At 71.4% G+C, this 19,345-nt stretch carries 21 protein-coding genes and 2 pseudogenes; 11 read left to right on the forward strand and 12 right to left on the reverse strand.

Annotation, left to right across the window (positions count from 1 at the left end; translation table 11 throughout):
- Positions 1-367 precede the first annotated feature (367 nt).
- Positions 368-1,264, reverse strand: coding sequence for a hypothetical protein (locus tag P2Q00_RS22665; protein ID WP_275774480.1), 897 nt, complete (start codon positions 1,262-1,264; stop codon positions 368-370).
- 136 nt (positions 1,265-1,400) lie between these two features.
- A complete protein-coding gene (locus tag P2Q00_RS22670; RefSeq protein WP_275774481.1) occupies positions 1,401-1,709 on the reverse strand; it encodes a hypothetical protein in 309 nt (102 codons plus the stop codon).
- Between P2Q00_RS22670 and P2Q00_RS22675 the strand changes: the two genes are divergently transcribed.
- Entirely contained in the window at positions 1,708-1,863 is a 156-nt protein-coding gene (locus tag P2Q00_RS22675) for a hypothetical protein (RefSeq protein WP_275774482.1), read from the forward strand. The two genes, P2Q00_RS22670 and P2Q00_RS22675, sit on opposite strands and share 2 nt — an antisense overlap.
- A gap of 150 nt (positions 1,864-2,013) precedes the next feature.
- Positions 2,014-3,366 (forward strand): NAD(P)/FAD-dependent oxidoreductase, encoded by a 1,353-nt coding sequence (locus tag P2Q00_RS22680; protein ID WP_275774807.1) that lies wholly within the window; start codon positions 2,014-2,016, stop codon positions 3,364-3,366.
- Between the two features lie 15 nt (positions 3,367-3,381).
- On the opposite strand, the pseudogene P2Q00_RS22685 reads toward P2Q00_RS22680, so the two are convergent.
- The 3 genes and pseudogenes from P2Q00_RS22685 to P2Q00_RS22695 form a co-directional block, all read right to left on the reverse strand.
- Positions 3,382-3,480 (reverse strand): annotated as a pseudogene (locus tag P2Q00_RS22685) (alcohol dehydrogenase catalytic domain-containing protein); the annotation flags it as partial.
- A 1-nt stretch (position 3,481) separates the two neighbouring features.
- On the reverse strand, positions 3,482-4,408 hold the full coding sequence (locus P2Q00_RS22690; RefSeq protein ID WP_275774483.1) for a helix-turn-helix transcriptional regulator: 927 nt from the start codon (positions 4,406-4,408) through the stop codon (positions 3,482-3,484).
- A 21-nt stretch (positions 4,409-4,429) separates the two neighbouring features.
- Positions 4,430-5,332 (reverse strand): aldo/keto reductase, encoded by a 903-nt coding sequence (locus P2Q00_RS22695; RefSeq protein ID WP_275774484.1) that lies wholly within the window; start codon positions 5,330-5,332, stop codon positions 4,430-4,432.
- A gap of 221 nt (positions 5,333-5,553) precedes the next feature.
- Here P2Q00_RS22695 and P2Q00_RS50955 point away from each other — a divergent pair.
- Together P2Q00_RS50955 and P2Q00_RS22700 are read left to right on the forward strand one after the other, a co-directional pair.
- Positions 5,554-5,853: pseudogene (locus P2Q00_RS50955) on the forward strand (low temperature requirement protein A); the annotation flags it as partial.
- 79 nt (positions 5,854-5,932) lie between these two features.
- Positions 5,933-6,667, forward strand: a complete 735-nt coding sequence (locus P2Q00_RS22700; protein ID WP_275774485.1) for a low temperature requirement protein A — start codon at positions 5,933-5,935, stop codon at positions 6,665-6,667.
- A gap of 57 nt (positions 6,668-6,724) precedes the next feature.
- On the opposite strand, the gene P2Q00_RS22705 is transcribed toward P2Q00_RS22700, so the two are convergent.
- From P2Q00_RS22705 to P2Q00_RS22715, 3 genes are all read right to left on the reverse strand, one after another.
- Entirely contained in the window at positions 6,725-7,477 is a 753-nt protein-coding gene (locus P2Q00_RS22705; protein WP_275774486.1) for an SMP-30/gluconolactonase/LRE family protein, read from the reverse strand.
- Between the two features lie 481 nt (positions 7,478-7,958).
- The gene (locus P2Q00_RS22710; RefSeq protein ID WP_275774487.1) at positions 7,959-8,834 is read right to left on the reverse strand and encodes a helix-turn-helix transcriptional regulator; all 876 of its coding nucleotides are present in this window, start codon (positions 8,832-8,834) and stop codon (positions 7,959-7,961) included.
- A gap of 66 nt (positions 8,835-8,900) precedes the next feature.
- Positions 8,901-9,794: a helix-turn-helix transcriptional regulator gene (locus tag P2Q00_RS22715; RefSeq protein ID WP_275774488.1), complete on the reverse strand. Its 894-nt coding sequence runs from the start codon at positions 9,792-9,794 to the stop codon at positions 8,901-8,903.
- Positions 9,795-9,980: 186 nt separating this feature from the next.
- Between P2Q00_RS22715 and P2Q00_RS22720 the strand changes: the two genes are divergently transcribed.
- The 4 genes from P2Q00_RS22720 (at position 9,981) to P2Q00_RS22735 (ending at position 13,302) form a co-directional block, all read left to right on the forward strand.
- Positions 9,981-10,820: an SDR family oxidoreductase gene (locus P2Q00_RS22720; protein WP_275774489.1), complete on the forward strand. Its 840-nt coding sequence runs from the start codon at positions 9,981-9,983 to the stop codon at positions 10,818-10,820.
- A 44-nt stretch (positions 10,821-10,864) separates the two neighbouring features.
- Entirely contained in the window at positions 10,865-11,644 is a 780-nt protein-coding gene (locus tag P2Q00_RS22725; RefSeq protein ID WP_275774490.1) for an SDR family oxidoreductase, read from the forward strand.
- 149 nt (positions 11,645-11,793) lie between these two features.
- The gene (locus P2Q00_RS22730; RefSeq protein WP_275774491.1) at positions 11,794-12,210 is read left to right on the forward strand and encodes a (R)-mandelonitrile lyase; all 417 of its coding nucleotides are present in this window, start codon (positions 11,794-11,796) and stop codon (positions 12,208-12,210) included.
- A gap of 57 nt (positions 12,211-12,267) precedes the next feature.
- Positions 12,268-13,302, forward strand: coding sequence for a zinc-binding dehydrogenase (locus P2Q00_RS22735; protein WP_275774492.1), 1,035 nt, complete (start codon positions 12,268-12,270; stop codon positions 13,300-13,302).
- A gap of 14 nt (positions 13,303-13,316) precedes the next feature.
- On the opposite strand, the gene P2Q00_RS22740 is transcribed toward P2Q00_RS22735, so the two are convergent.
- Entirely contained in the window at positions 13,317-14,225 is a 909-nt protein-coding gene (locus tag P2Q00_RS22740) for a helix-turn-helix domain-containing protein (RefSeq protein WP_275774493.1), read from the reverse strand.
- Positions 14,226-14,385: 160 nt separating this feature from the next.
- Here P2Q00_RS22740 and P2Q00_RS22745 point away from each other — a divergent pair, with 160 nt between their 5' ends.
- Genes P2Q00_RS22745 through P2Q00_RS22755 form a run of 3 tightly spaced genes read left to right on the forward strand, consistent with a single transcriptional unit; the run spans position 14,386 to position 16,833 of the window.
- Positions 14,386-15,360 (forward strand): aldo/keto reductase, encoded by a 975-nt coding sequence (locus P2Q00_RS22745; protein ID WP_275774494.1) that lies wholly within the window; start codon positions 14,386-14,388, stop codon positions 15,358-15,360.
- 8 nt (positions 15,361-15,368) lie between these two features.
- Positions 15,369-15,749: a nuclear transport factor 2 family protein gene (locus P2Q00_RS22750; RefSeq protein WP_275774495.1), complete on the forward strand. Its 381-nt coding sequence runs from the start codon at positions 15,369-15,371 to the stop codon at positions 15,747-15,749.
- Between the two features lie 22 nt (positions 15,750-15,771).
- Positions 15,772-16,833 carry an NAD(+)/NADH kinase gene (locus tag P2Q00_RS22755; protein ID WP_275774496.1) on the forward strand — a complete coding sequence of 354 codons (1,062 nt, stop codon included), beginning with the start codon at positions 15,772-15,774 and terminating at the stop codon, positions 16,831-16,833.
- Positions 16,834-16,898: 65 nt separating this feature from the next.
- On the opposite strand, the gene P2Q00_RS22760 is transcribed toward P2Q00_RS22755, so the two are convergent.
- The 3 genes from P2Q00_RS22760 to P2Q00_RS22770 form a co-directional block, all read right to left on the reverse strand.
- Positions 16,899-17,774, reverse strand: a complete 876-nt coding sequence (locus tag P2Q00_RS22760; protein WP_369293687.1) for an MFS transporter — start codon at positions 17,772-17,774, stop codon at positions 16,899-16,901.
- Between the two features lie 13 nt (positions 17,775-17,787).
- Positions 17,788-18,099, reverse strand: a complete 312-nt coding sequence (locus P2Q00_RS22765; protein ID WP_275774808.1) for an MFS transporter — start codon at positions 18,097-18,099, stop codon at positions 17,788-17,790.
- A 456-nt stretch (positions 18,100-18,555) separates the two neighbouring features.
- The gene (locus P2Q00_RS22770) at positions 18,556-19,338 is read right to left on the reverse strand and encodes an NPP1 family protein (RefSeq protein ID WP_275774498.1); all 783 of its coding nucleotides are present in this window, start codon (positions 19,336-19,338) and stop codon (positions 18,556-18,558) included.
- Positions 19,339-19,345: the final 7 nt, after the last annotated feature.

Consider the following 19,345-nt stretch of genomic DNA (forward strand, 5'->3'; position numbering starts at 1 on the left):
CATCCATGGGCCGGCACCACATGGAACGCGCCCACCGCATGGCGGTCCAGAACAGGGGCCTCGGGTGATGCCGTGTGCGGAAGAAGGAATTCAGGGAGGGGAGGCCCGGTGCAAAGCTTCACCGTGGGGTCGTGAGTGCCGGTGTGTGCCGGGGAATGCTGGTGAGCGGCCCCGGGCGTCGCAGACCCTGCCCCCCTACTGCCTCATGCTCGGCCGACGGCCGGGCGCGTCCGCCTGAGGGGCCGGCCCCTGCCCTTCCCAGTTCGCACCCTTGCATGCGCCCCGTCGCCCCGGTGTGCAGGGCACTGCGAGTACAGGGCCCCGAGCCCCGCCGCGGCATCGCGCGCGGGGCTCGGTCCGCGTGGACTCAAATAGGGCGGACTGCCATCTTTTCGAGCGCGTCCAACAGGCTCGGCAGCTCCGGTCCGCGGCCGACCGGCAGCACCTCGCCGGGCTCCGCGTCGAGCAGCACGAACGCGATGTCGTCGGTCCGGGCGACGAGCGACCAGCCCGGACCGTCGGCACGCAGGGTCCGCGCGTCACCCGGGGCGAAGGACGACCGGACGCGGCCGAGGGGCGGCGGTGTGTCCACGTACGCGCGCGCCTCGGCAAGCACCCGCCGGACCCCGCCGTGCCTCGGCTGCCCGTCTCCTTGCTCGCCCTGCTGGCCCTGCTCTGCCGTCTCGGCCTGAGCGTCCTCCGCGACCTCCGCGGCCTCCTCCGCGTCGTCGGCGGCCGCTGTGGCCCCGTTCGGGTTCGGGAAGTCGGCATCGTCGATCTGCTCCCGCCACACCGCCCACTGGAGCGCGATCTCGTCGGCACCCAGCCGCCGCTGGGCCGGCCCCCACCTGCTCGTGTCCGGCGGCGTCAGCGGCGGACCGTCCGCGACCTCGGGGCCGGGATCGTGCGGCGCGGGTACGCCGGGCGCTGCCACGGCGACCGCGAGGGGCCAGCCCGGCAGTGCGGCGACGACCGATCGCTCGTCCGGCGACAGGTCGTACTCCATTCCGCAGTCCCAGGACGCGATCGCGACGGCGACCAGGGAGACGTCGTCGACCACGACCGTCCAGCGGGCGCCGTCCCCGTCCTGGCCGAGTACCAGGCCGTATCCGTCGGCGAGCGGCGCGAGGCCGAGTGCCGCGCAGGCCTCCGGATAGTCGTCGCCCAGCACGCTCGGGAACTTCGCCGGCGTCAGAAGTACCGCCGTGAGCACATAAAGCGCATCGTCCGCGGCGGCGACGGCGTCCTCGTCCGTCCCGGCCATCCCAGCCTCCCCATGGATTCATCCGATCGCGCGCACCCTAGTGCGAGCGGAAGCAGCTTGTCACGACTCACAAGCACACCCGGAGCTGCAGTTTTCCGGCTGGACGGGGCGAATCGACCGCCTGCGGCCCGGCGCGTCAGGCCGCCGGAAGCCCCAGGAGTGCGCGGGCCACCGTCCCCGGCGACTCGTCGCGCTCCCGCGCGAGCGCGATGACCGCCCGGCACGCCAGCTCGTTGACCCCGAAGGACAGCGCCTCCGGCGACACCCAGCCGGCCGCCTCCTCGAGCCGGTCCTGGTCGTCCTCCGCGCAGGCCGAGACGTACGTGGCGGCGGCTTCGAAAAGATTGTGTGTACGTTCGTTCCGGTCGCTGTTGATGTCCGCGTTGATGTCCGCGCGAACGGCGTTGAAGAATCTTGCACAGGACTTACGCACCCTGCCCAACATGCTGACCACCTTCCCCCTGCATGGTTGCTCAGGCCGATCCTTTCATCTCCTGCTGTTCAACGTAGAGTTGGAGTTCCGGCGGCAGAAGGGGGACGCAACGGTGAACCGCGCGGCCTACGAGTTTCCCCTGGACTGCACCCGCTCCCTGCCGTGATCGTGTCCGGAATACGGCGACTCGTTCTGCGGGGCGGGATACTTGTGTCTTCTCGCGACGTGGCGACCAGGGGAGCAATCGGTGAACTCTGCCGTAGGAACGGGCAGTTGGGGCGAGGGCGGCGGTAGGGGCGGGCGGCATGCGGTCGTCGTGGGCGGGAGCCTCGCGGGGCTTCTCGCGGCGCACGCTCTGGCCGGATACGCCGACCGCGTGACCGTTGTCGAGCGTGACCGGTTCCCCGACGGCACCGGGCCGCGGCCCGGCGTTCCGCAGGGCCGGCATCCCCATGTCCTGCTGCAGGGCGGGCAGGTGGCTCTGGAGTCGCTGCTGCCGGGCTTCCTGGCGGAGCTGCGGGCGGCCGGGGCGCCGCGGGTGGGCATGCCGTCGGACATGGTGCTGTGGCAGAACGGCCGCTGGTTCCGCCGGTGGCCCGCGACGACGCACATCTACACCGGCTCCCGCGCGCAGCTGGAGGAGCTGGTGCGACGGCGGGTTCTCGCCAATCCCGTGATCAGTGTGGTGGAGGGGACCGATGCCGTGGGGCTTGTCGGTGATGCCTCGCGGGTGCGGGGCGTGCTGCTGCGCGACCGCTCCGACGGCGCACGCGCGGAGCACCGGGCCCTGGAGGCCGATCTGGTCGTCGACGCCTCCGGCAGCGGAACCAAGGCACCGCAGTGGCTTGCGGCGATCGGTGCCGAGACTCCGCAGGAGGAGACCATCGACACCGGGCTCGCCTATGCCTCCCGCGTCTACCGTGGGAGGAAGGGCGTCCTCGACGGCGAGACCCTCGGCTACTACGTCTACCCCAACCCCGACCAGGTCCATGCCGGCGGTGCGCTGTCGCTGGAGGACGGCAGCCACCTGGTCATCGTCTCGGGGCTGCGCGGCGACGAACCGCCCACGGGGGACGACGAGTTCGAGACGTACACCAAGCGGCTGGGGCATCCGCTCCTGGACCGGTGGCTGGACGACGCCGAACCGCTCTCGCCCGCGTTCGGCTACCGGCGGACCGCGAACATCCGCCGCCGCTACGACCTGTCCGGCGGCCGCCCGGCCGGATTCCTCGCCACCGGCGACGCGCTGTGCACCTTCAACCCGATCTACGGGCAGGGCATGGCCGTCGCCGCGATGAGCGCGGTAGCCCTGCGCGACGCGCTCGCCGACGGGCGCCGGACGCCCACCACGCGGCGCGTACAGCAGGCGCTCCTCGCGGCCTCCCGGCAGGCATGGGACATCTCCGCCGGGGCGGACCGCACCATGCCGGGCGCGGTGGGCACCGCGGTCGCCGGCGGGTCTGCGGACCGCGTCGCGGGGTGGTACCTGCGCCGGGTCACGGAGCGGTCCCCCGGTGACCCTGTCGTGGGGCGTGCCTTCCGTTCCGTGCTGACCCTCTCGGCGCCTGTCACCGCCCTGTTCGCTCCACCCGTGGCCCGAGCCGTCCTCTTCAGCCCGCCCGGCCCGACGCCCACCGAGCCGCCGGCGACACCGGAGGAACCGGTGTAGGAGCGCCGGTTGGCGAATGCGGCCGACGCCCACGCGGTCGCCGACGGCGTGCTGGGTGACCTCCGAGTCGACCTGCGTGACCGCGCCGACGATCTCGTGGCCGGGGACGAGGGGGTCAGAGCTTCGGGGGCGCCGGGCCGTCCTGATCCGGGCCTGCTCCTCGGGACCCGGCGGCACCCTCTTGGGCGGCCATGTCGAGCAGGACGAGGGCGTCGTGGTCCGGGGTGCCTTGTTCGGCGAAGTAGGCGAGGAGGCGGTGGCCGGGTGTTCCTTCCAGTTCCATGTTCTGGAAGCCGAGCGTGAGGACTCCGACCTCGGGGTGGTGGAAGGTCTTGCGGCCGTGCGCGCGGACCCTGACCTCGTACCGGTCCCACATGCGGGCGAACTCGGGGCTCTTGAGCAGGAGTTCACCGACCAGTCGGGTCAGGTCGGGGGCGTCGGGGTGGGTGCCGGCCAGGGCGCGCAGCTGTGCCACGCCACCGCGGATCTGGTTGTTCCAGTCCTCGGCGAACAGGTCTCGGGCGGCCGGGTGGAGGAAGACATAGCGGGTGATGTTGCGCTGGTCGGCGGGCCAGTCCTCGATGCCGGCCAGCAGGCGCAGCCCGCTCGGATTGCAGGCCAGGAGGTCGCCTGCTCGGCTGACGACGTAGGCGGGGCCCGGGCGCAGGTTCTCCAGCAGGAGCCGGACGCCCGGCCGTACCGCCCGGGAGGGAGCAGTCCCCGGCTCGGCAGTCCGGCGCGCGGCACGCTGAGCGAGGCTGCGCAGGTGTTCGTGTTCTTCCTGCTCCAGTTGCAGTGCCCGAGCCAGGGCGTCGACCACGGCCGGGCTGGGCCGCGTCTCCCGGCCCTGCTCCAGGCGCGTGTAGTAGTCGATGCTGATGCCCGCGAGGGTGGCCAGTTCCTCGCGGCGCAGCCCCGGCGTGCGCCGCCGCCCGGGCTGCGCCGTGAGCCCGGCCTCGGCGGGATTGAGCCGAGCGCGGCGGGCGCGCAGGAAGCGCCCCAGCTCGGTGCCCCCGCTCGCGGTGGCGTGCTCACGTCTCATGGCGTCCGGTGTGCTCCGGCCTCAGTCCTCGGGGATGACGACCTTGAACCGCTCGGGGCTGGTGACGTTCGGGTCCGGGCCGCCGCGGACACCGGTGTCCAGTGCGTCCAGGGCGGCGAGCTCGGCGGAGCTCAGCTGGAAGCCGAACACGTCGAAGTTCTCGGCGATCCGGGCCGGGTTGGTGGACTTGGGGATCGCGTTGCGGCCCTGCTGGATGTGCCAGCGCAGCAGCACCTGCGCGGGCGTCCTGCCGTGGGCCTGCGCGATCGCCCGGACGGTCGGGTCCTGGAGTGTGCTGCGTCCGGCGCCGTCCTTGTCCCAGTAGAAGGTGATCCCGCCGATCGGGGACCACGCCTGGGTGAGGACGCCGTGCTCGGCGTTCGCCTTCTGCACGTCGGGCTGGGTGAAGTACGGGTGCAGCTCGACCTGGTTCACGGCCGGGACGACGCTGGTGCGCTCCACCAGTTCCGCGAGGTGATGCGGCATGAAGTTGCTGACGCCGATCGCGCGGACCCTGCCCTCCTCGTAGAGCTTCTCCAATGCGTTGTAAGCGGCCACCGTGGCGTCGAACCGCTCCGGCACCGGCTGGTGCAGGAGCAGAAGGTCGAGCTGGTCCACCCCGAGCTTGCGGGTGCTCTTCTCGAACGCGTGCAGTGTCTCGTCGTAGCCGTAGTCCGTGACCCAGACCTTGGTCTCGATGAACACCTCGGACCGGTCCACTCCGGAGCGCCGCAGACCCTCGCCGACCTGTCGCTCGTTGAAGTAGGCCGCCGCCGTGTCGATGTGCCGGTACCCGGTGCGCAGCGCCGTCTCCACCGCCGCAGCCGTTTCCTCCGCGGGGCTCTGGAAGACGCCGAAGCCGAGCACCGGGACGGTGACGCCGTTGTTGAGGGTGAGTGTGCTGTTCTGCTGCGGATCAGTCATGCCTTCCAGTCTGTGAGCCGTGTGACCTGCATGCCAGCCGGAAGGGGGCCCTGTCACACCCCTGAACAGCGCTCCCCGGCACAGTGCGGCCTGCCGGTCGGAGCCCGGGGTGAGGAGGCTTGGGCGCGGAGAGAGCAACGGTTCGAAGGGCATGCGTCTTGGTGAACATCGTCGGGCTGCCGGGGCATCGGGTGACGACCTTCGAGTTGTTCTTCGACTTGGTGTACGTCTTCGCGCTCACCCAGGTCACCGCCTTCATGGCCCATGCGCACAGCGGAATGGGCGTGCTGCAGGGGCTGTTGCTGCTGGCACTGCTGTGGTGGTCCTGGTCGGCCTACGCCTGGCTCGGCAACCAGGCACGAGCCGATCTCGGGATCCTGCGCGCCGGCATGGGGCCGGCGATGGCCGGCATCTTCGTGGTGGCGCTCGCCGTCCCGGAGGCGTGGCACGACGCGCCGGGCGGCCTGGACGGTCCGCTCGTGCTGGCGGGGGCGTATCTGTTCGTGCGCTGCGTGCACTTGGTGGTCTACGGCCTGCTCGCCCGCGAGGACCGGGAACTGGTGCGCCAGGTCGTCGTCTCCTGGCCGCCGGTGCTCGCCGGTGCTCGCCGGGGCAGGCCTGCTGCTCGCGGGCGCGGCCGCCGGCGGGGGAGTGCAGACGGCACTGTTCGCGGCGGCGATCGCGGTGGACTGGGGAGTGGTGTACGCGACGTCCCGCAGGGGCAGTTGGCGTATTCACAGCGCCGAGTACTTCGCCGAGCGGTACGAGTTGTTCATCATCATCGCCATCGGCGAATCGCTCACCGCCCTGGGCGTGGGCGCCGCCAAGCTGCCAGTCAGTGTGTCACTGCTGGCGGTGGCCGCCCTGGGCGTGGGCGCGGCCATGGCGATGTGGTGGCTGTACTTCGACGTGGTGACCCTGGTGGCGCGGCGCAGACTGCACGAGGCGGCCGGTGAGGATCGGCTGGCGCTCGCAGCCGGTGCCTACGGCGTCGGTCACTTCCCCGTCGTCGCAGGCATCGTCCTGACCGCACTGGGCATCGAGGGGGTCGTCGGTCACGCCGACAGCGGCCATGGGCTGGGCTGGTTCTCCGCCGGCGCGCTGTGCGGAGGGGCGACCCTCTACCTCGCCGGGTTGCTGCTGTTCGGGCGGCTGGCGGTGAACGTGTGGGGGCCGTTCCGCCTGGCGGCCCTGGTCGTGGTGGCCGCTTGGACACCGGCGGCGGCTGCCCTGCCGCCGCTGGCCGCCCTGACGGGTGTGGTCGTGATCCTTGCGGTGCTCGCGGCCGTCGAGACGTGGTGGTTCGCGGAGTTGCGCCACACGGTGCGCGCCTGAGGGTGGGAGTGAGCTGACGGGGGGGCATCGGCCGACGCCCCCCCCGTCAGAACCGGATCACGACCTCGCGTGCGGGTACAGAGCGGGAACGTTGATCTTCCCGCGCTGCAACTGCGCATCGTGCGGAGCGTTCAGACCACCGTCGGTGACGTACAACCGGCCGTCACTGACAGCGGTGGCACTCGGAGAGGCCAGGCCGTCGGCACCGGTCAGCACCGTCTTCACCCTGCCGCCCGGATAGACCACGGACACCTTGTCAGGAGCGTTCTGCGCAGCGAAGACCACATCGGAGTGGTCGCCCAGGAAGCTGAAGTCGTCCACCCCGTCGATGTTCTTGGCGACGACGTGGATGCGGCCGGGCTTCCCGTCGTCGGCGACCGGTATGCGCAGCAGGCTGTCCTGGGCGAGGTTGGAGACCCAGACGGCTCCCTTGTGGAAGCGCAGGCCGTTGGCGCCGAAGGGCACCGCCTCGGACGAGACGGGGGCCAGGGCCGGATCGGTCAGCCATGCCTTCGCCGGACCGCCCGCGACGGGTACGGCCCACACGGTGCTCTTGAGGCTGTCGGCGACGTAGACGGTGCGGCCGTCGGCGTGGAGGGCCATGCCGTTGGGGAGCCCGTCGGTGGGCAGGGCCGCGAGACGCACGGGGCTCTTGCCCGGCGCGATCTTCCACACTCCGGCGCGTGCCGCGCTGGAGGACCAGACGTTGTAGTAGACCGTGCCGTCCTTGCCGCGGATGTTGCCGGTGATGCCGTCGCCTGGGGCGGAGGTGGCGAGGACGGTGCGGTGGCCGGAGGGCGAGATGCGCACCAGTGCAGGCGCCTTGCCGGCGGGGCGCCGATCATCGACAGCGTCACGGAGCGGTCCGGGTTGACGGTGATGTTCTCGGGGATCTCGCCGGCGGCGTAGTCGAACTCGGCCACGGTCCGCACGTCCGTGATGACGCGCTGTCGGTGGAGCGTCGGAGTGGCGGCTACGGCGGAGGGGGCGGACACGAGGACCACCGAGGCGGCGGTAGCGATCGCGGCCGTACGGATTGTTCTCTTCGGAGAGATCGAGCTGGCAGACATGGAGGTTTCCTTGCGTTGCACACACCTGCCCAGCGTGAACACCGGGCAGGAGAAGGGAATTTGCATACGGGCGAACTCGGCGTTGTGAGCGCCCTGAAGGGCTCATCGCGTGGGGCCGAGCGCAGTAGTCAGTCTGGCAGCGGAAAATCAGGGAGGCTATGCGGCAGGGGGGCCGTGTCACTGCCAGGAACCCTGTTCCCGGGCTCGACGCGCCCCCCTCATCACGTCTTCCGTTCGGCCCCCGCCATGTCCAGGAGTACCAGCTTGTCGTGGTCGGGGGTGCCGGGCTCGGCGTAGTAGACGACAAGCCGTTGTGTGCGGGTGCCCTCGATCTGCATCTTCTGGTAGCCGGGGGTGAGGTCGCCGACGTCGGGGTGGTGGAAGGTCTTGCTGCCGTGGGTGTGCAACCGCACGTCGTAACGCTCCCACAGGTCGGTGAACTCCGGGCTGGCACCCAGCAGTTCGTCGATGAGCGGAGCCAGGCCGGGGGCGTCGGGCTCCAGGCTGTGCAGAGAGCGCAGACGGCCGACGGCGGCGCGGATCTGGTCGTGCCAGTCGTCGAACAGCTTGGGCGCGGCCGGGTGCAGGAAGACGTAGCGGACCACGTTGCGCTTTCCCACCGGCCAGTCCGCCAGCCCGTAGAACAGCCGCAGTCCGGACGGGGTGCATGCGAGGACGTCCAAGGTGCGGGTGAGGACGTAGGCCGGGAACGGCCTCAGCTTCTCCAGCAGCAGCTCGGTCCCTGGTAGAGCGGTCTCTACGCAGGAAGACGGTGAGCCCGGCGCGGAGGCGCCCGCGGCCCGCGCGACGAGGACTCGAAGGTGCTCGTGTTCGGCCGGGTCCAGCCGGAGCGCGCGGGCGAGCGCGTCGACGACGGAGGGGCTCGGGTTGGTCTCCTTGCCGCGCTCAAGGCGGACGTAATAGTCCACACTGACGCCGGCGAGCGTGGCCAGCTCCTCGCGGCGCAGCCCGGGAGTGCGCCGGACCCCCGGCCCGGTCGGCAGTCCGACCTCTGCCGGAGTCACCCTGGCGCGATGGGCCCGTAGAAACGTTCCCAGCTCCGTGCCGCCGTTGCCGTCGCGCCGCTCACGTGCCATACGCACAGTGTGACAGGTCGACCGGATCATGGGCATGACCTGCGGAAAGGCTGGTGAATGGCTCTGTCACGCGTGGGATCGGGCCGGGTGGGCCGGAGACGGCTGGGAGCCGAGCATGTCCAGCAGGACCAGGGCGTCGTACTCCGGCGTGTCCGGGTCGGCGAAGTAGGCGATGAGGCGATGACCGGGCGTGCCTTCGAGTTCCATGGACTGGTAGCCGAGGGTGAGGTCGCCGACCTCGGGGTGGTGGAAGATCTTGCGGCCGTGCGCATGGGCCTTGACGTCGTAGCGCTTCCACAAGCGGGCGAAGTCCGGGCTCCTGACGAGGAGTTCACCGGCCAGGCGAGTGAGGTCGGGGGCGTCGGGGTCGGTGCCGGCGAGGGTGCGGAGGCGGGCGACGCAGCTGCGGACCTGGTTGCTCCAGTCGTCGAACAGGTCGTGGGCGGCGGGGTGGAGGAAGACGTAGCGGGCGATGTTGCGGTCCTTGACCGGCCATTGCTCCAGGCCGGCCAGCAGGCGCAGTCCGCCCGGGTTGTGTGCGAGCACGTCGGTGGTGCGGCTGACGATGTGTGCGGGGTAGGGGCGCAAGCTCTGCAGCAGTAGCTTCACGCCCGGCCGCACCATCCGTGACGGAGCAGTCCTGGGCTCGGGCCCGCTGCGGGCCGCCCTGCTCGCGAGGTTGCGCAGGTGCTCGTGCTCGTCGTCGTCCAGTTGCAGGGCGCGGGCGAGGGAGTCGACGACGGACGGGCTGGGGCGGGTCCCCTTGCCGCGTTCGAGACGGGTGCAAAGGCCAATGCTGATTCCGGCGAGCGTGGCCAGCTCTTCGCGGCGCAGCCCGGGCGTGCGCCGGGGCCCGGAGCCTGCCGCGAGCCCGGCCTCGGCGGGCGTCAGCCGAGTGCGGCAGGCGCGCAGGAAGCGCCCCAGCTCGGTGCCGCCGTCGACGGAGTGCTCACGTGTCATGTCCTCCAGTGTCAGCGCGCCGTGACCCGCGCGGGAGGCAACTGGGGGGCCCTGTCGCTCCCCGGCACGGCACGGCCTGCCACTCCGCGTGCCCCTCCCGCAGGCTGGATCGCGACAGCGCAGAGCGAAGGGTCTGAACGGCTTGAACGGCTTGAACGGCTTGAACGGCTTGAAGGGGTTGGAGACATGAGCAAGGACGCGAAGGAAGTCGTCGTCGTCATCGGTTCCGGAAGCATCGGTCTCGCCATCGCACGCCGCGTCGGTGCCGGCCGCACCGTGCTGCTCGCCGACCACAGCGACAAGGCGGCCGAGGCCGCCGCCGAACGTCTGCGGGGCGAGGGACACGACGTGACCACCCGCGTCACCGACGTCTCCGACCGCGACGCGGTGGAGGCTCTGGCCACCGCGGCCGCCGCTCTGGGGCCGGTCACCCAGGTGGTGCACACCGCCGGCGTCTCCCCCACCCAGGCGAGCATCGAGCGGATCCTGCACGTCGACCTGGTCGGCACCGCGATGGTGCTGGACGCGTTCGCCCGCGTCGTCGCCCCCGACGGGGCCGGCATCGTGATCGCCAGCATGGCCGGGCACCGGGAGAGCCCCTACGCACCCGAGATCGAGCACGCGCTCGCCACCACCGACACCGCGAGCCTGCTTCGGCTGCCGTTCCTCCAGCCCGACCAGGTCGGATCCACCGTTCACGCCTACGCGCTCTCCAAGCGGGCCAACTCGCTGCGGGTGCAGACCGCCGCTGTCGCCTGGGGCAGGCGCGGCGCCCGTATCAACGCCGTCAGCCCCGGGGTCATCATCACGCCGCTGGCACTGGACGAGCTGTCCGGGCCCCGGCAGGAGTGGTTCGAGCAGGTGCGCAAGGTGTCGGCGGCCGGACGCTTCGGCACCCCCGACGAGGTCGCCGACGCGGCCGCGTTCCTCCTCGGCCGCCAGGCCGGCTTCATCACCGGCGCCGACCTCCTCATGGACGGCGGCGTGACCGCGGCCCTGCGCACCGGGGAACTGACGATCCCCTGACCGGCCGAGCACCCGCATCCCCACCCCTGGCACAAGGAAAGACCATGACAACTGCTCCCATGACCGTGCTGGTGGTCGGCGCGACAGGCAGCATCGGACGCCTCGTCGTCGCCGAGTCCGTCGCGCAGGGACACACCACCCGCGCCCTGGTACGCGACGCCGGCAAAGCCCGGCGCCTGCTCCCCGCCGAGACGCAGCTCGCCGTAGGCGACGTCACGCAGCCCGACACGCTGCCCGGGGCCGTGGCCGACGTCGACGCCATCGTGCTGACACACGGCTCCATGTCCTCGCCGGAGACGGTCGACTACGGCGGTGTGCGGAACGTCCTGGCGGCTGTGCACGAGCAGAAGCCTCGCATCGTGCTGATGACCGCCATCGGCGTCACCGCCCGCAGCAGCGCGTACAACCATCTGCTCGAGTGGAAGCGCCGCTCCGAGCGCCTGGTCCGCGTCAGCGGCCTGCCTTACACGATCGTGCGTCCGGGCTGGTTCGACATGAACTGCCCCGACGAGCAGCGCCCCGTTTTCCTGCAGGGCGATACCCGGCGCTCCGGCAGCCCCGCCGACGGTGCCGTCTCGCGCCGCCGGATCGCCCAGGTGCTGGTGGCGGCCGTCACCGCTCCGGAGGCGGCGCGCCGTACCTTCGAGCTGATCGCAGAACACGGCCCCGCGCCCGGCGACTTGACCCAGCTCTTCGCCGCGCTGGACGAGGACGCGCCCGGCGCCCTGGACGCGGTCCGGGACGAAGCCAACATGCCGCCGGCGCAGGAGCCCCAGCGAGTCCGCGACGACCTGGATGCCCTCAGGACGCCGGCCGGCCCTTGACGGCCACAACGTCCGCTCCGCGGTCCGATCTACGCCGGATGGCCCAGCGCCATGAGCGCGGTCAGCCGGCTCAAGGCCATCGTCGAGAAGCCGGGCCCGGCCGGGCGGACGCCCCGCATCCCGGACTGAGAACCCTCGGAAAGAAGACCATGGAACTCCTCAAGCACCAGCCCACCACCAAGGCACCCGCCGACTGGTTCACCGGCGACGTCTGGTTCGACGTCATCCACGCAGGCGAAGAACCCTCCCGGATACGCGCCAACATGGTGCGCTTCTCCCCGTGCGCCCGCACCGACTGGCACTCCCACGCCAGGGGCCAGACCCTGCACATCGTCTCGGGCGTCGCACTCATCGGCACCCGGGACGGCACCGTCATCGAGGCGCACCCCGGCGACACGATCCACACCCCGCCGGGTGAGGAGCACTGGCACGGCGCCACCTCCGACCGCTTCATGACCCACCTCGCGCTGTGGGAGGGCACCGGCCCGGACGGCGGACCGGAGACCACCTGGCTGGAGAAGGTCGACGACGCGGAGTACGGCGCGCCGCGCAGCCGCACCCGCTGACGCCCCCTCCGACGACTCCAAGACGACCCCAAGACGGCCCGAAACGGGAAAGCGAACATGCGAGCAACACTCATGTACGGCGCCGGTGACGTCCGCGTCGAGAACGTCCCGGACCCGAAGATCCAGCAGCCGACCGACGCGATCGTGCGCGTGCTGCGGTCCTGCGTCTGCGGCAGCGACCTGTGGCCCTACGCGTCGATGCCCGCGGCCGAGCACGGCGAGCGCATGGGCCACGAGTTCCTCGGCGTCGTCGAGGAGACCGGCTCGGACGTCTCTGCGCTGCAGGCGGGCGACCTGGTGCTCGCGCCGTTCGTCTGGTCCGACAACACCTGTGAGTTCTGCCGCGAGGGCCTGCACACCTCCTGTCTGCACGGCGGGCTGTGGGCGCGGGACGGCCTCGACGGTGGCCAGGGCGAGGCGGCGCGTGTCCCGCAGGCCCAGGGCACGCTGGTGAAGCTGCCGGTCGGTGAGGACTCCGCCCTGCTGACGTCCCTGCTGACCCTGTCCGACGTCTTCTGCACCGGCCACCACTGCGCGGTCACCGCCGGGGTCGGCCCCCGCTCGACCGTGACGGTCGTCGGTGACGGTGCGGTCGGCCTGTCCGCCGTCCTCGCGGCCAGGCGGCTCGGCGCCGAGCGGGTCATCCTCATGGGCCGGCACAAGGACCGTACCGACCTGGGCCGGGACTTCGGTGCCACCGACGTCGTGCCCGAGCGTGGCGACGAAGGCATCGTGCGCGTTCGCGAACTGACCGGCGGCCATGGCACGCACACCGTCCTGGAATGCGTCGGCACCCTGCCCGCCCTGCACATGTCGATCGGCGCGGTCCGCCCGGGCGGCACCATCAGCCGGGTCGGCGCCCCGCAGTACCCCGAAGTTCCCCTGGGATTCCCGGAGTTCATGAACAACATCACCCTCACCGGCGGTGTCGCCCCGGCCCGCGCCTACATCGAGGAGCTGCTGCCGGACATCCTGGAGGGCCGTATCGAACCGGGCCGGGTCTTCGACCGCACCGTCGGCCTCGACGAGGTCCCCGACGGCTACCGGGCCATGGCCGACCGCGAGGCGCTGAAGGTCCTCGTCAAGCCGTAGGACCAGGAACCAGGTCAGTGACGCCGGGGCACCCGCGTGGTGGCATCCGTGAGCACCGGCTCCCGGTCCAGCCGGAGCATCACGTCGTACTCCGGTGTCCCGGGGGCGGCGTGGTACGCGACCAGCCGCTGGCCGAAGCACCCGTCCGGCTGCAGCGAGTGGTAGCCGAAGGCGAAGGTACCGGCCTCGGGGTGGTGGAAGGTCTTGGTGCCGTGGCTGTGGCCCTTGACGTCGTAGCGCTCCCACAGGCGGACGAAGTCCGGGCTCTTGGTGAGGAGTTCGTCGACGAGGCCGGTGAGGTCGGGGGCGTCCGGTTCGACGCCGGCGAGGGCGCGCAGCCGGGCGACGCAGCCGCGGATCTGGTTCTCCCAGTCGTCGAAGAGGACGCGGGCGGTGGGGTGGAGGAAGACGTAGCGCACGATGTTGCGCTGTCCCTCCGGCCAGTCCTCCAGACCGGCCAGCAGCCGCAGCCCGCCGGGGTTGGTCGCGAGCAGGTCCATGGTGCGGCTGACGATGTGTGCGGGACAGGGCCGCATGGCTTCCAGCAGCTGGTGCAGGCCCGTGTCCACGGTCTGTGCGGCCGCCGCGGCCGGGCGCTCCGTCGCCGCTCCGCCGCGGGCGGCACACGCGGCGAGTTCCCGCAGATGCAGCAGCTCGGCCTCCTCCAGCAGCAGGGCGGAGGCGAGGGCGGCGACGACCGACGGGCTGGGGTTGGTCTCCCGGCCGCGCTCCAGCCGCGTGTAGTAGTCGATGCTCACCCCGGCGAGGGTGGCCAGCTCCTCCCGGCGCAGGCCCGGCGTCCGGCGCAGCCCCGCACCTTCGGGGAGACCCACGTCGGCGGGGGTGACCCGGGCCCGGCGGGCCCGCAGATAGTTCCCCAGCTCACTGCCACCGTTTCTGCCGCTGCGCTGCTCACGTGCCATGCGATCCAGTCTGGCAGCCGTGTGACCAGGGTGAAGGTCGCCAGAGGGGCCCTGTCACACCCTGGAACGCCGCTCCCCGGCACCGCGCGGTCTGCCAGGCGGCGCGGATCAGCAGCAGGCTGACGCACGGCCCGGCAATCCGAAGGACAAGGAGCGGACGATGAAGTACATCAAGCTGGGAGACCTGGAGGTCTCCCGTATCGGTCTGGGCGCGATGTCGATGTCCGCCGCCTACACCGGGGCCGGCACCGATGACGCGGAGTCGATCCGTACGATCCACCGGGCACTCGACCTGGGTGTCACGTTGATCGACACCGCCGAGGTCTACGGGCCCTACGCCAATGAGGAACTCGTGGGCCGTGCGCTGAAGAGGCGACGCGAAGGCGTCGTGCTCGCCACGAAGTTCGGCTTCATGTCGCACACAGGGCGCGAAGGCGGCATCGACAGCAGCCCGGCCAACATCCGCATCGCCGTCGAAGGCTCCCTCAGGCGCCTCGACACGGACTGCATCGACCTCTACTACCAGCACCGAGTCGACCCGGACACGCCGATCGAGGACACCGTCGCGGCCCTGGCGGAACTGGTCGCCGAGGGCAAGATCCGCCACATCGGGCTGTCCGAGGCCGGCGCGGAGACCATCCGCCGTGCCCACGCCGTCCACCCGGTGGCGGCCCTGCAGTCGGAGTACTCCCTGTGGACCCGTGATCCGGAGCCGGGGGTGCTGCCGCTGCTGCGGGAGCTGGGAATCGGCTTCGTGCCCTACTCGCCGCTGGGGCACGGCTTCCTCACCGGGCAGATCCGCTCGACCGACGACTTCGACGACACCGACTGGCGAAAGAACAACCCCCGATTCACCGGGGAGAACTTCCAGCACAACCTGCGCCTGGCCGATGAGGTCAGGGCCGTCGCCGATGAAGTCGGCGGAACGCCCGCGCAGGTGGCCCTGGCCTGGCTGCTCGCCCAGGGCGACGACATCGCCCCCATCCCCGGCACCAAGCGCGTGGAGCGGGTCGAGGAGAACATCGCCGCCGACGGCATCGTCCTGACCGCCGAGCAGATCGAGAAGCTCGACCAGCTGCCCGCGGCCGCCGGTGACCACCACGACGAGGCGGGCATGCGCCTGCTCGGCCGGTGAGAGACGCCATGCATGTCCCGACCCGGAGCGCCCGCGAGGAGATCCTCGACGCTCACCGCGTCTGCCTGGACGCCATGCACGAGGGCGACACCTCGGCACTGGACGACCTGCTCGACGACGGCTTCGCCCTCACCCACATGACCGGATACATGCAGCCGAAGGCAGAATGGCTGGCACAGATGAGACAAGGCCGGTTCGTCCACCACACCATCGACGAGAAGAGCACGGCCCTCGAGATCGACGGCGACACGGCCCGCCTGGTCGTCCGGACCGCCACTGACGCGACCGTGTACGGCACCCGGGCGAACTGGCCGCTGCAACTGGCCACCGACTACGCCCGCAAGGGTGACACCTGGGTCGCGCTGCGCACCGAGGCCACCACCTGGTGACCGAAATCGTCCGGAGGCGGATGTGACAGTGAACCGGCTGGGCCTGGTCGTGCACGGCGGACGCCCGGAGGCCGTGGCGGCGGCCGCCCTGGTCCGTGCGTGGTGCGCGGAACACGCCGTGCGGTGCACCGACATCGACGTGTGGCACGACGGCGGGCGGCGCAGCGCCCGGGCGGAGGTCGAGGCCGCGGGCGACCCCGACCTCGTGGTGACCCTGGGCGGCGACGGCACCTTCCTGCGCGGCGCCCGGCTGGCCGCCGCGAACGACGCCCTGGTCCTGGGCGTCGACCTGGGCCGGGTGGGCTTCCTGACGGAGGTGTCGGCCTCCGCGGTCCGTGCGGCCCTGGACGCGGTGCGCGAGGACCGCTTCGACATCGACAGCCGCATGCTGCTCGCCCTGCGCGCCTCGCGCCGGCTGGAGGTGCCCTCGGGCATGGAATCCCTCATCGAGTACGGCCGAGGGCCGCTCCTGCCGCCTCCGCAGGTGCGGCCGGACTGCGAGGTCGACAAGGACTGGGGCATCCCGCTGGACGTCACCGCGCTCAACGACATCGTGCTGGAGAAGCTCGTCCGGGACCGGCAGGTGTCGGTCGGTGTCTACGTCTCCGGCAGACTCCTCGCCTCCTACTCGGCCGACGCGCTGCTCGTCGCCACGCCGACCGGCTCGACGGCCTACAGCTTCGCCGCCGGCGGACCCGTCGTCTCACCGCGCGCGGAGGCCCTCGTCTTCACGCCGGTCGCCCCGCACATGGCCTTCGACCGCTCGGTCGTCACAGCCCCCGACGAGCCCGTCGGCCTGCGCCTCCTGGAACGTTCGGGACCGGCCGCTGTCAGCATCGACGGCCAACTGCGGGGCGTGCTCGACCCGGGGGACTGGATCGGCGTATACGCCGCCCCGCGCCGCCTGCGGGCCGTCCGGCTGGGCCCGATGGACTTCTACGGCCGCCTGCGCGAGCGCATGAACCTGACCGACGCCCCGGCCGCGGTCGCCGACGGTTCCCCCGCCCCACTGTGGTCGGTCACGACACCACCACCCGGGGACCTCGCCCATCTGACCCTGCTGACGGCGCCGGACGGCTCCTGACCGGCTGTACGTGCTCGCCATGTGGAGCGCCGGTCAGGAGCCGTACGGCGCTGTCCAGTGGGTGGTCACTGCCGTGGGGCGGGCCTGAGCAGCAGGCCCGCCGCGGTGGTGAGGAGGACCAGGCCGGCGGCGGTCAGGCGGCGGGTGCGCAGGCTGTGGAAGAAGGTCGCGTGCCGGGCCACCAGGGCGCCGAACCCGGCCACGGCGAGGGCACCGCCGACCTGGCGGGCGCTGTTCAGGACGCCACTGGCCGTGCCCGCGCGCTCGGCCGGAACGCGGTCGAGGAGCAGGGAGGTCACCGCCGGGACCGCGAGACCACCGCCCGTGCCGACCGGGATCATCAGCAGCACCATCAGCCACGTGGGCGCCGAAGCCCGCGGGATGCACAGCAGCATGAGTCCCGTGGCCATGGCGAGCTGCCCGGTGATGACGGGCATGCGCGGGCCGAACTTCCGGGCGGACCAGGCGGCGGTGGGACTGACAAAGGCGGTCAGCAGGGTCATCGGCAGAAAGGCGAGCCCGGTGGCCAGCGGTGACAGCCCGTGCTCCTGCTGCAGGTCAAGGCTGAGCAGGAAGATCATGCCGTAGAAGCCGACGTTGAGGGCGAAGCCGATCGACGCCGAGATCGCCATGGTGCGTTCGCGGAGCAGCGGCAGCGGCACCATCGGGTTCCGGCCATGGGCCTGCGCGATGAGGAAGCCCGCGCCCGCGACAACAGCGACCAGCAGCGCCACCAGGACCCGGGGCGCGGTCAGCCCGACCGCTCCGGCCTCGATCGCGGCGTACGTCAGGCCGCCCATCGCTGCCACCGCGGTGAGCTGGCCGGTCCAGTCGAATGGAGTGTCCGCGCGTCGCGGGGAACGGCGGGTGCGGGTCAGCAGGAACAGAGCCAGCAGGAACAGAGCCAGCAGGCCCACCAGCAGATTGACGAAGAAGATCATCCGCCAGTTGATCTCACTCAGTACGCCGCCCAGCACCGGGCCGGCCGCGCCGCCCGCCGAACCCGCCCATCGCCCATACGGAGATCGCCCGCGCCCGCTGGGCCGAGTCCGGGAACGCCTCGCGGATGAGGGCCAGCGAGGCCGGCACGATCACCGCGGCGCCCGCGCCCTGCACCAGCCGTGCCACGACCAGCACCACCAGGTCCGGGGCGAAGCCGCAGGCCGCCGAGGCGGCGGTGAACACGACGAGCCCCGCCCCGAACGCCTGCCGGGCGCCGACGCGGTCGGTCAGGGATCCCGCCGACAGGAGCAGTGCGGCGAACATCAACGCGTAACCGTCGACCACCCTCCCCCAGAGGGGGTACCCCCAGCAGCTCCGTGATGGTGCTGTCGAAGTCGCGGCCGATCCCGGGCAGGGCGACGTTGACGATCAGTGCGTCGAGCGTCATCACGAAGAAGCCGAGCAGTGCGGCCGCCAGCGCCCACCGGGCCCCGGCACCGCTTGCGCGGCCCGGGTCCGTGCGGGGTGATCGTAGAGTGGACGCGACGGGACTGGACACGGGTTTCTCCTGCGCGAGGTGGCCTTCCGGGACGGTGTCCAGCGTCCTCGTCAGGCGCGTCGGGCGGCAGGCCGTGCTGTGCCGGGGAGCGGTGTTCCGGGGTGTGGCAGGGCCTCCCAGCTCGGGTGGCGGGTACCGCCGTTGATGCCAGGGGCGTCCGCCCTCGTGGAGCGCAGCCGCCCACTGTGGCCGAACTGCTGGGCGGCGTCAGGCAGGTGGCGTCAGGCGTTCGGGTCGAAGGGGATGCCCGACGGCATGGAATGGGCGAGGGCGTATGCGAAGTCACCGTCCTTGATCTTGATCGTGGCAGCGCCGAAGTCCGCGCTCAGAAGCTTGTCGCGATAGCCGGCCGGATAGCCGTTCCAGCCGACCAGCCGCGGGTAGAACCAGCCGCCCGTGGCGTTCTCGGGCGGCTCGTCGTTGGTGTTGGCGAAGCGGAAGTCGTGGGTCGAGACGCCGTCCTTGTGGTAGACGATCTTCGGGTGGGTGCCGTCGAAGCGGACGGCCGAGGCGGCCGCCACCTGATAGCTGCTGTGCTGCGACACGGACACGTACTGCACCTGGTTGTTGCTGATCCACACGACCACGTGCTCCCAGTCGTGCCGGTGCCCGATGGCCGCAGGACCGAGCGTGGCCTGGTCCTTCTCGAAGTAGCTGGCGTACATCACGGCGCACCAGCCGTTGTTGCACTTCTCGCGGGAGTAGGTGTTGGCGTTGGCCAGTTGGGCGTAGTCGTGGCAGTGGCCGTTGACGTCGCCGCCCAGCTTCAGGCCGGGGTTGATGGTGCCGTCGGCGCCGATGGCGGCGGTGGCGTAGCAGCCGTCGCCGTCGTAGTCGTAGGCGGGGGAGAAGGTCTGCTCCAGGCCGTCGGCGTTCTGGGGCAGCAGTGTCAGCACATCGGCGTTGGCCTGGGCCGGGAGGGCCACGACCAGAGCCAGTGCGCCGAGGACGGCGGCAAGTGCCGTCCTGCGGGTTCGTCTTGCCGGAGGCAGTGGATTGCGCACGTCAACT

This window comes from Streptomyces coacervatus (assembly GCF_029223485.1).
Lineage (GTDB): Bacteria > Actinomycetota > Actinomycetes > Streptomycetales > Streptomycetaceae > Streptomyces > Streptomyces coacervatus.

Excerpts from the sequence above, each read along its gene's own strand:
- P2Q00_RS22725 (WP_275774490.1), top strand. The coding sequence starts at position 10,865 with ATGACAACTGCTCCCATGACCGTGCTGGTGGTCGGCGCGACAGGCAGC.
- P2Q00_RS22765 (WP_275774808.1), bottom strand. The coding sequence starts at position 18,099 with ATGTTCGCCGCACTGCTCCTGTCGGCGGGATCCCTGACCGACCGCGTC.
- P2Q00_RS22730 (WP_275774491.1), top strand. The coding sequence starts at position 11,794 with ATGGAACTCCTCAAGCACCAGCCCACCACCAAGGCACCCGCCGACTGG.
- P2Q00_RS22675 (WP_275774482.1), top strand. The coding sequence starts at position 1,708 with ATGCTGACCACCTTCCCCCTGCATGGTTGCTCAGGCCGATCCTTTCAT.
- P2Q00_RS22760 (WP_369293687.1), bottom strand. The coding sequence starts at position 17,774 with ATGATCTTCTTCGTCAATCTGCTGGTGGGCCTGCTGGCTCTGTTCCTG.
- P2Q00_RS22665 (WP_275774480.1), bottom strand. The coding sequence starts at position 1,264 with ATGGCCGGGACGGACGAGGACGCCGTCGCCGCCGCGGACGATGCGCTT.
- P2Q00_RS22715 (WP_275774488.1), bottom strand. The coding sequence starts at position 9,794 with ATGACACGTGAGCACTCCGTCGACGGCGGCACCGAGCTGGGGCGCTTC.
- P2Q00_RS22750 (WP_275774495.1), top strand. The coding sequence starts at position 15,369 with ATGCATGTCCCGACCCGGAGCGCCCGCGAGGAGATCCTCGACGCTCAC.
- P2Q00_RS22745 (WP_275774494.1), top strand. The coding sequence starts at position 14,386 with ATGAAGTACATCAAGCTGGGAGACCTGGAGGTCTCCCGTATCGGTCTG.
- P2Q00_RS22720 (WP_275774489.1), top strand. The coding sequence starts at position 9,981 with ATGAGCAAGGACGCGAAGGAAGTCGTCGTCGTCATCGGTTCCGGAAGC.
- P2Q00_RS22670 (WP_275774481.1), bottom strand. The coding sequence starts at position 1,709 with ATGTTGGGCAGGGTGCGTAAGTCCTGTGCAAGATTCTTCAACGCCGTT.
- P2Q00_RS22740 (WP_275774493.1), bottom strand. The coding sequence starts at position 14,225 with ATGGCACGTGAGCAGCGCAGCGGCAGAAACGGTGGCAGTGAGCTGGGG.
- P2Q00_RS22710 (WP_275774487.1), bottom strand. The coding sequence starts at position 8,834 with ATGGCACGTGAGCGGCGCGACGGCAACGGCGGCACGGAGCTGGGAACG.
- P2Q00_RS22690 (WP_275774483.1), bottom strand. The coding sequence starts at position 4,408 with ATGAGACGTGAGCACGCCACCGCGAGCGGGGGCACCGAGCTGGGGCGC.
- P2Q00_RS22695 (WP_275774484.1), bottom strand. The coding sequence starts at position 5,332 with ATGACTGATCCGCAGCAGAACAGCACACTCACCCTCAACAACGGCGTC.
- P2Q00_RS22735 (WP_275774492.1), top strand. The coding sequence starts at position 12,268 with ATGCGAGCAACACTCATGTACGGCGCCGGTGACGTCCGCGTCGAGAAC.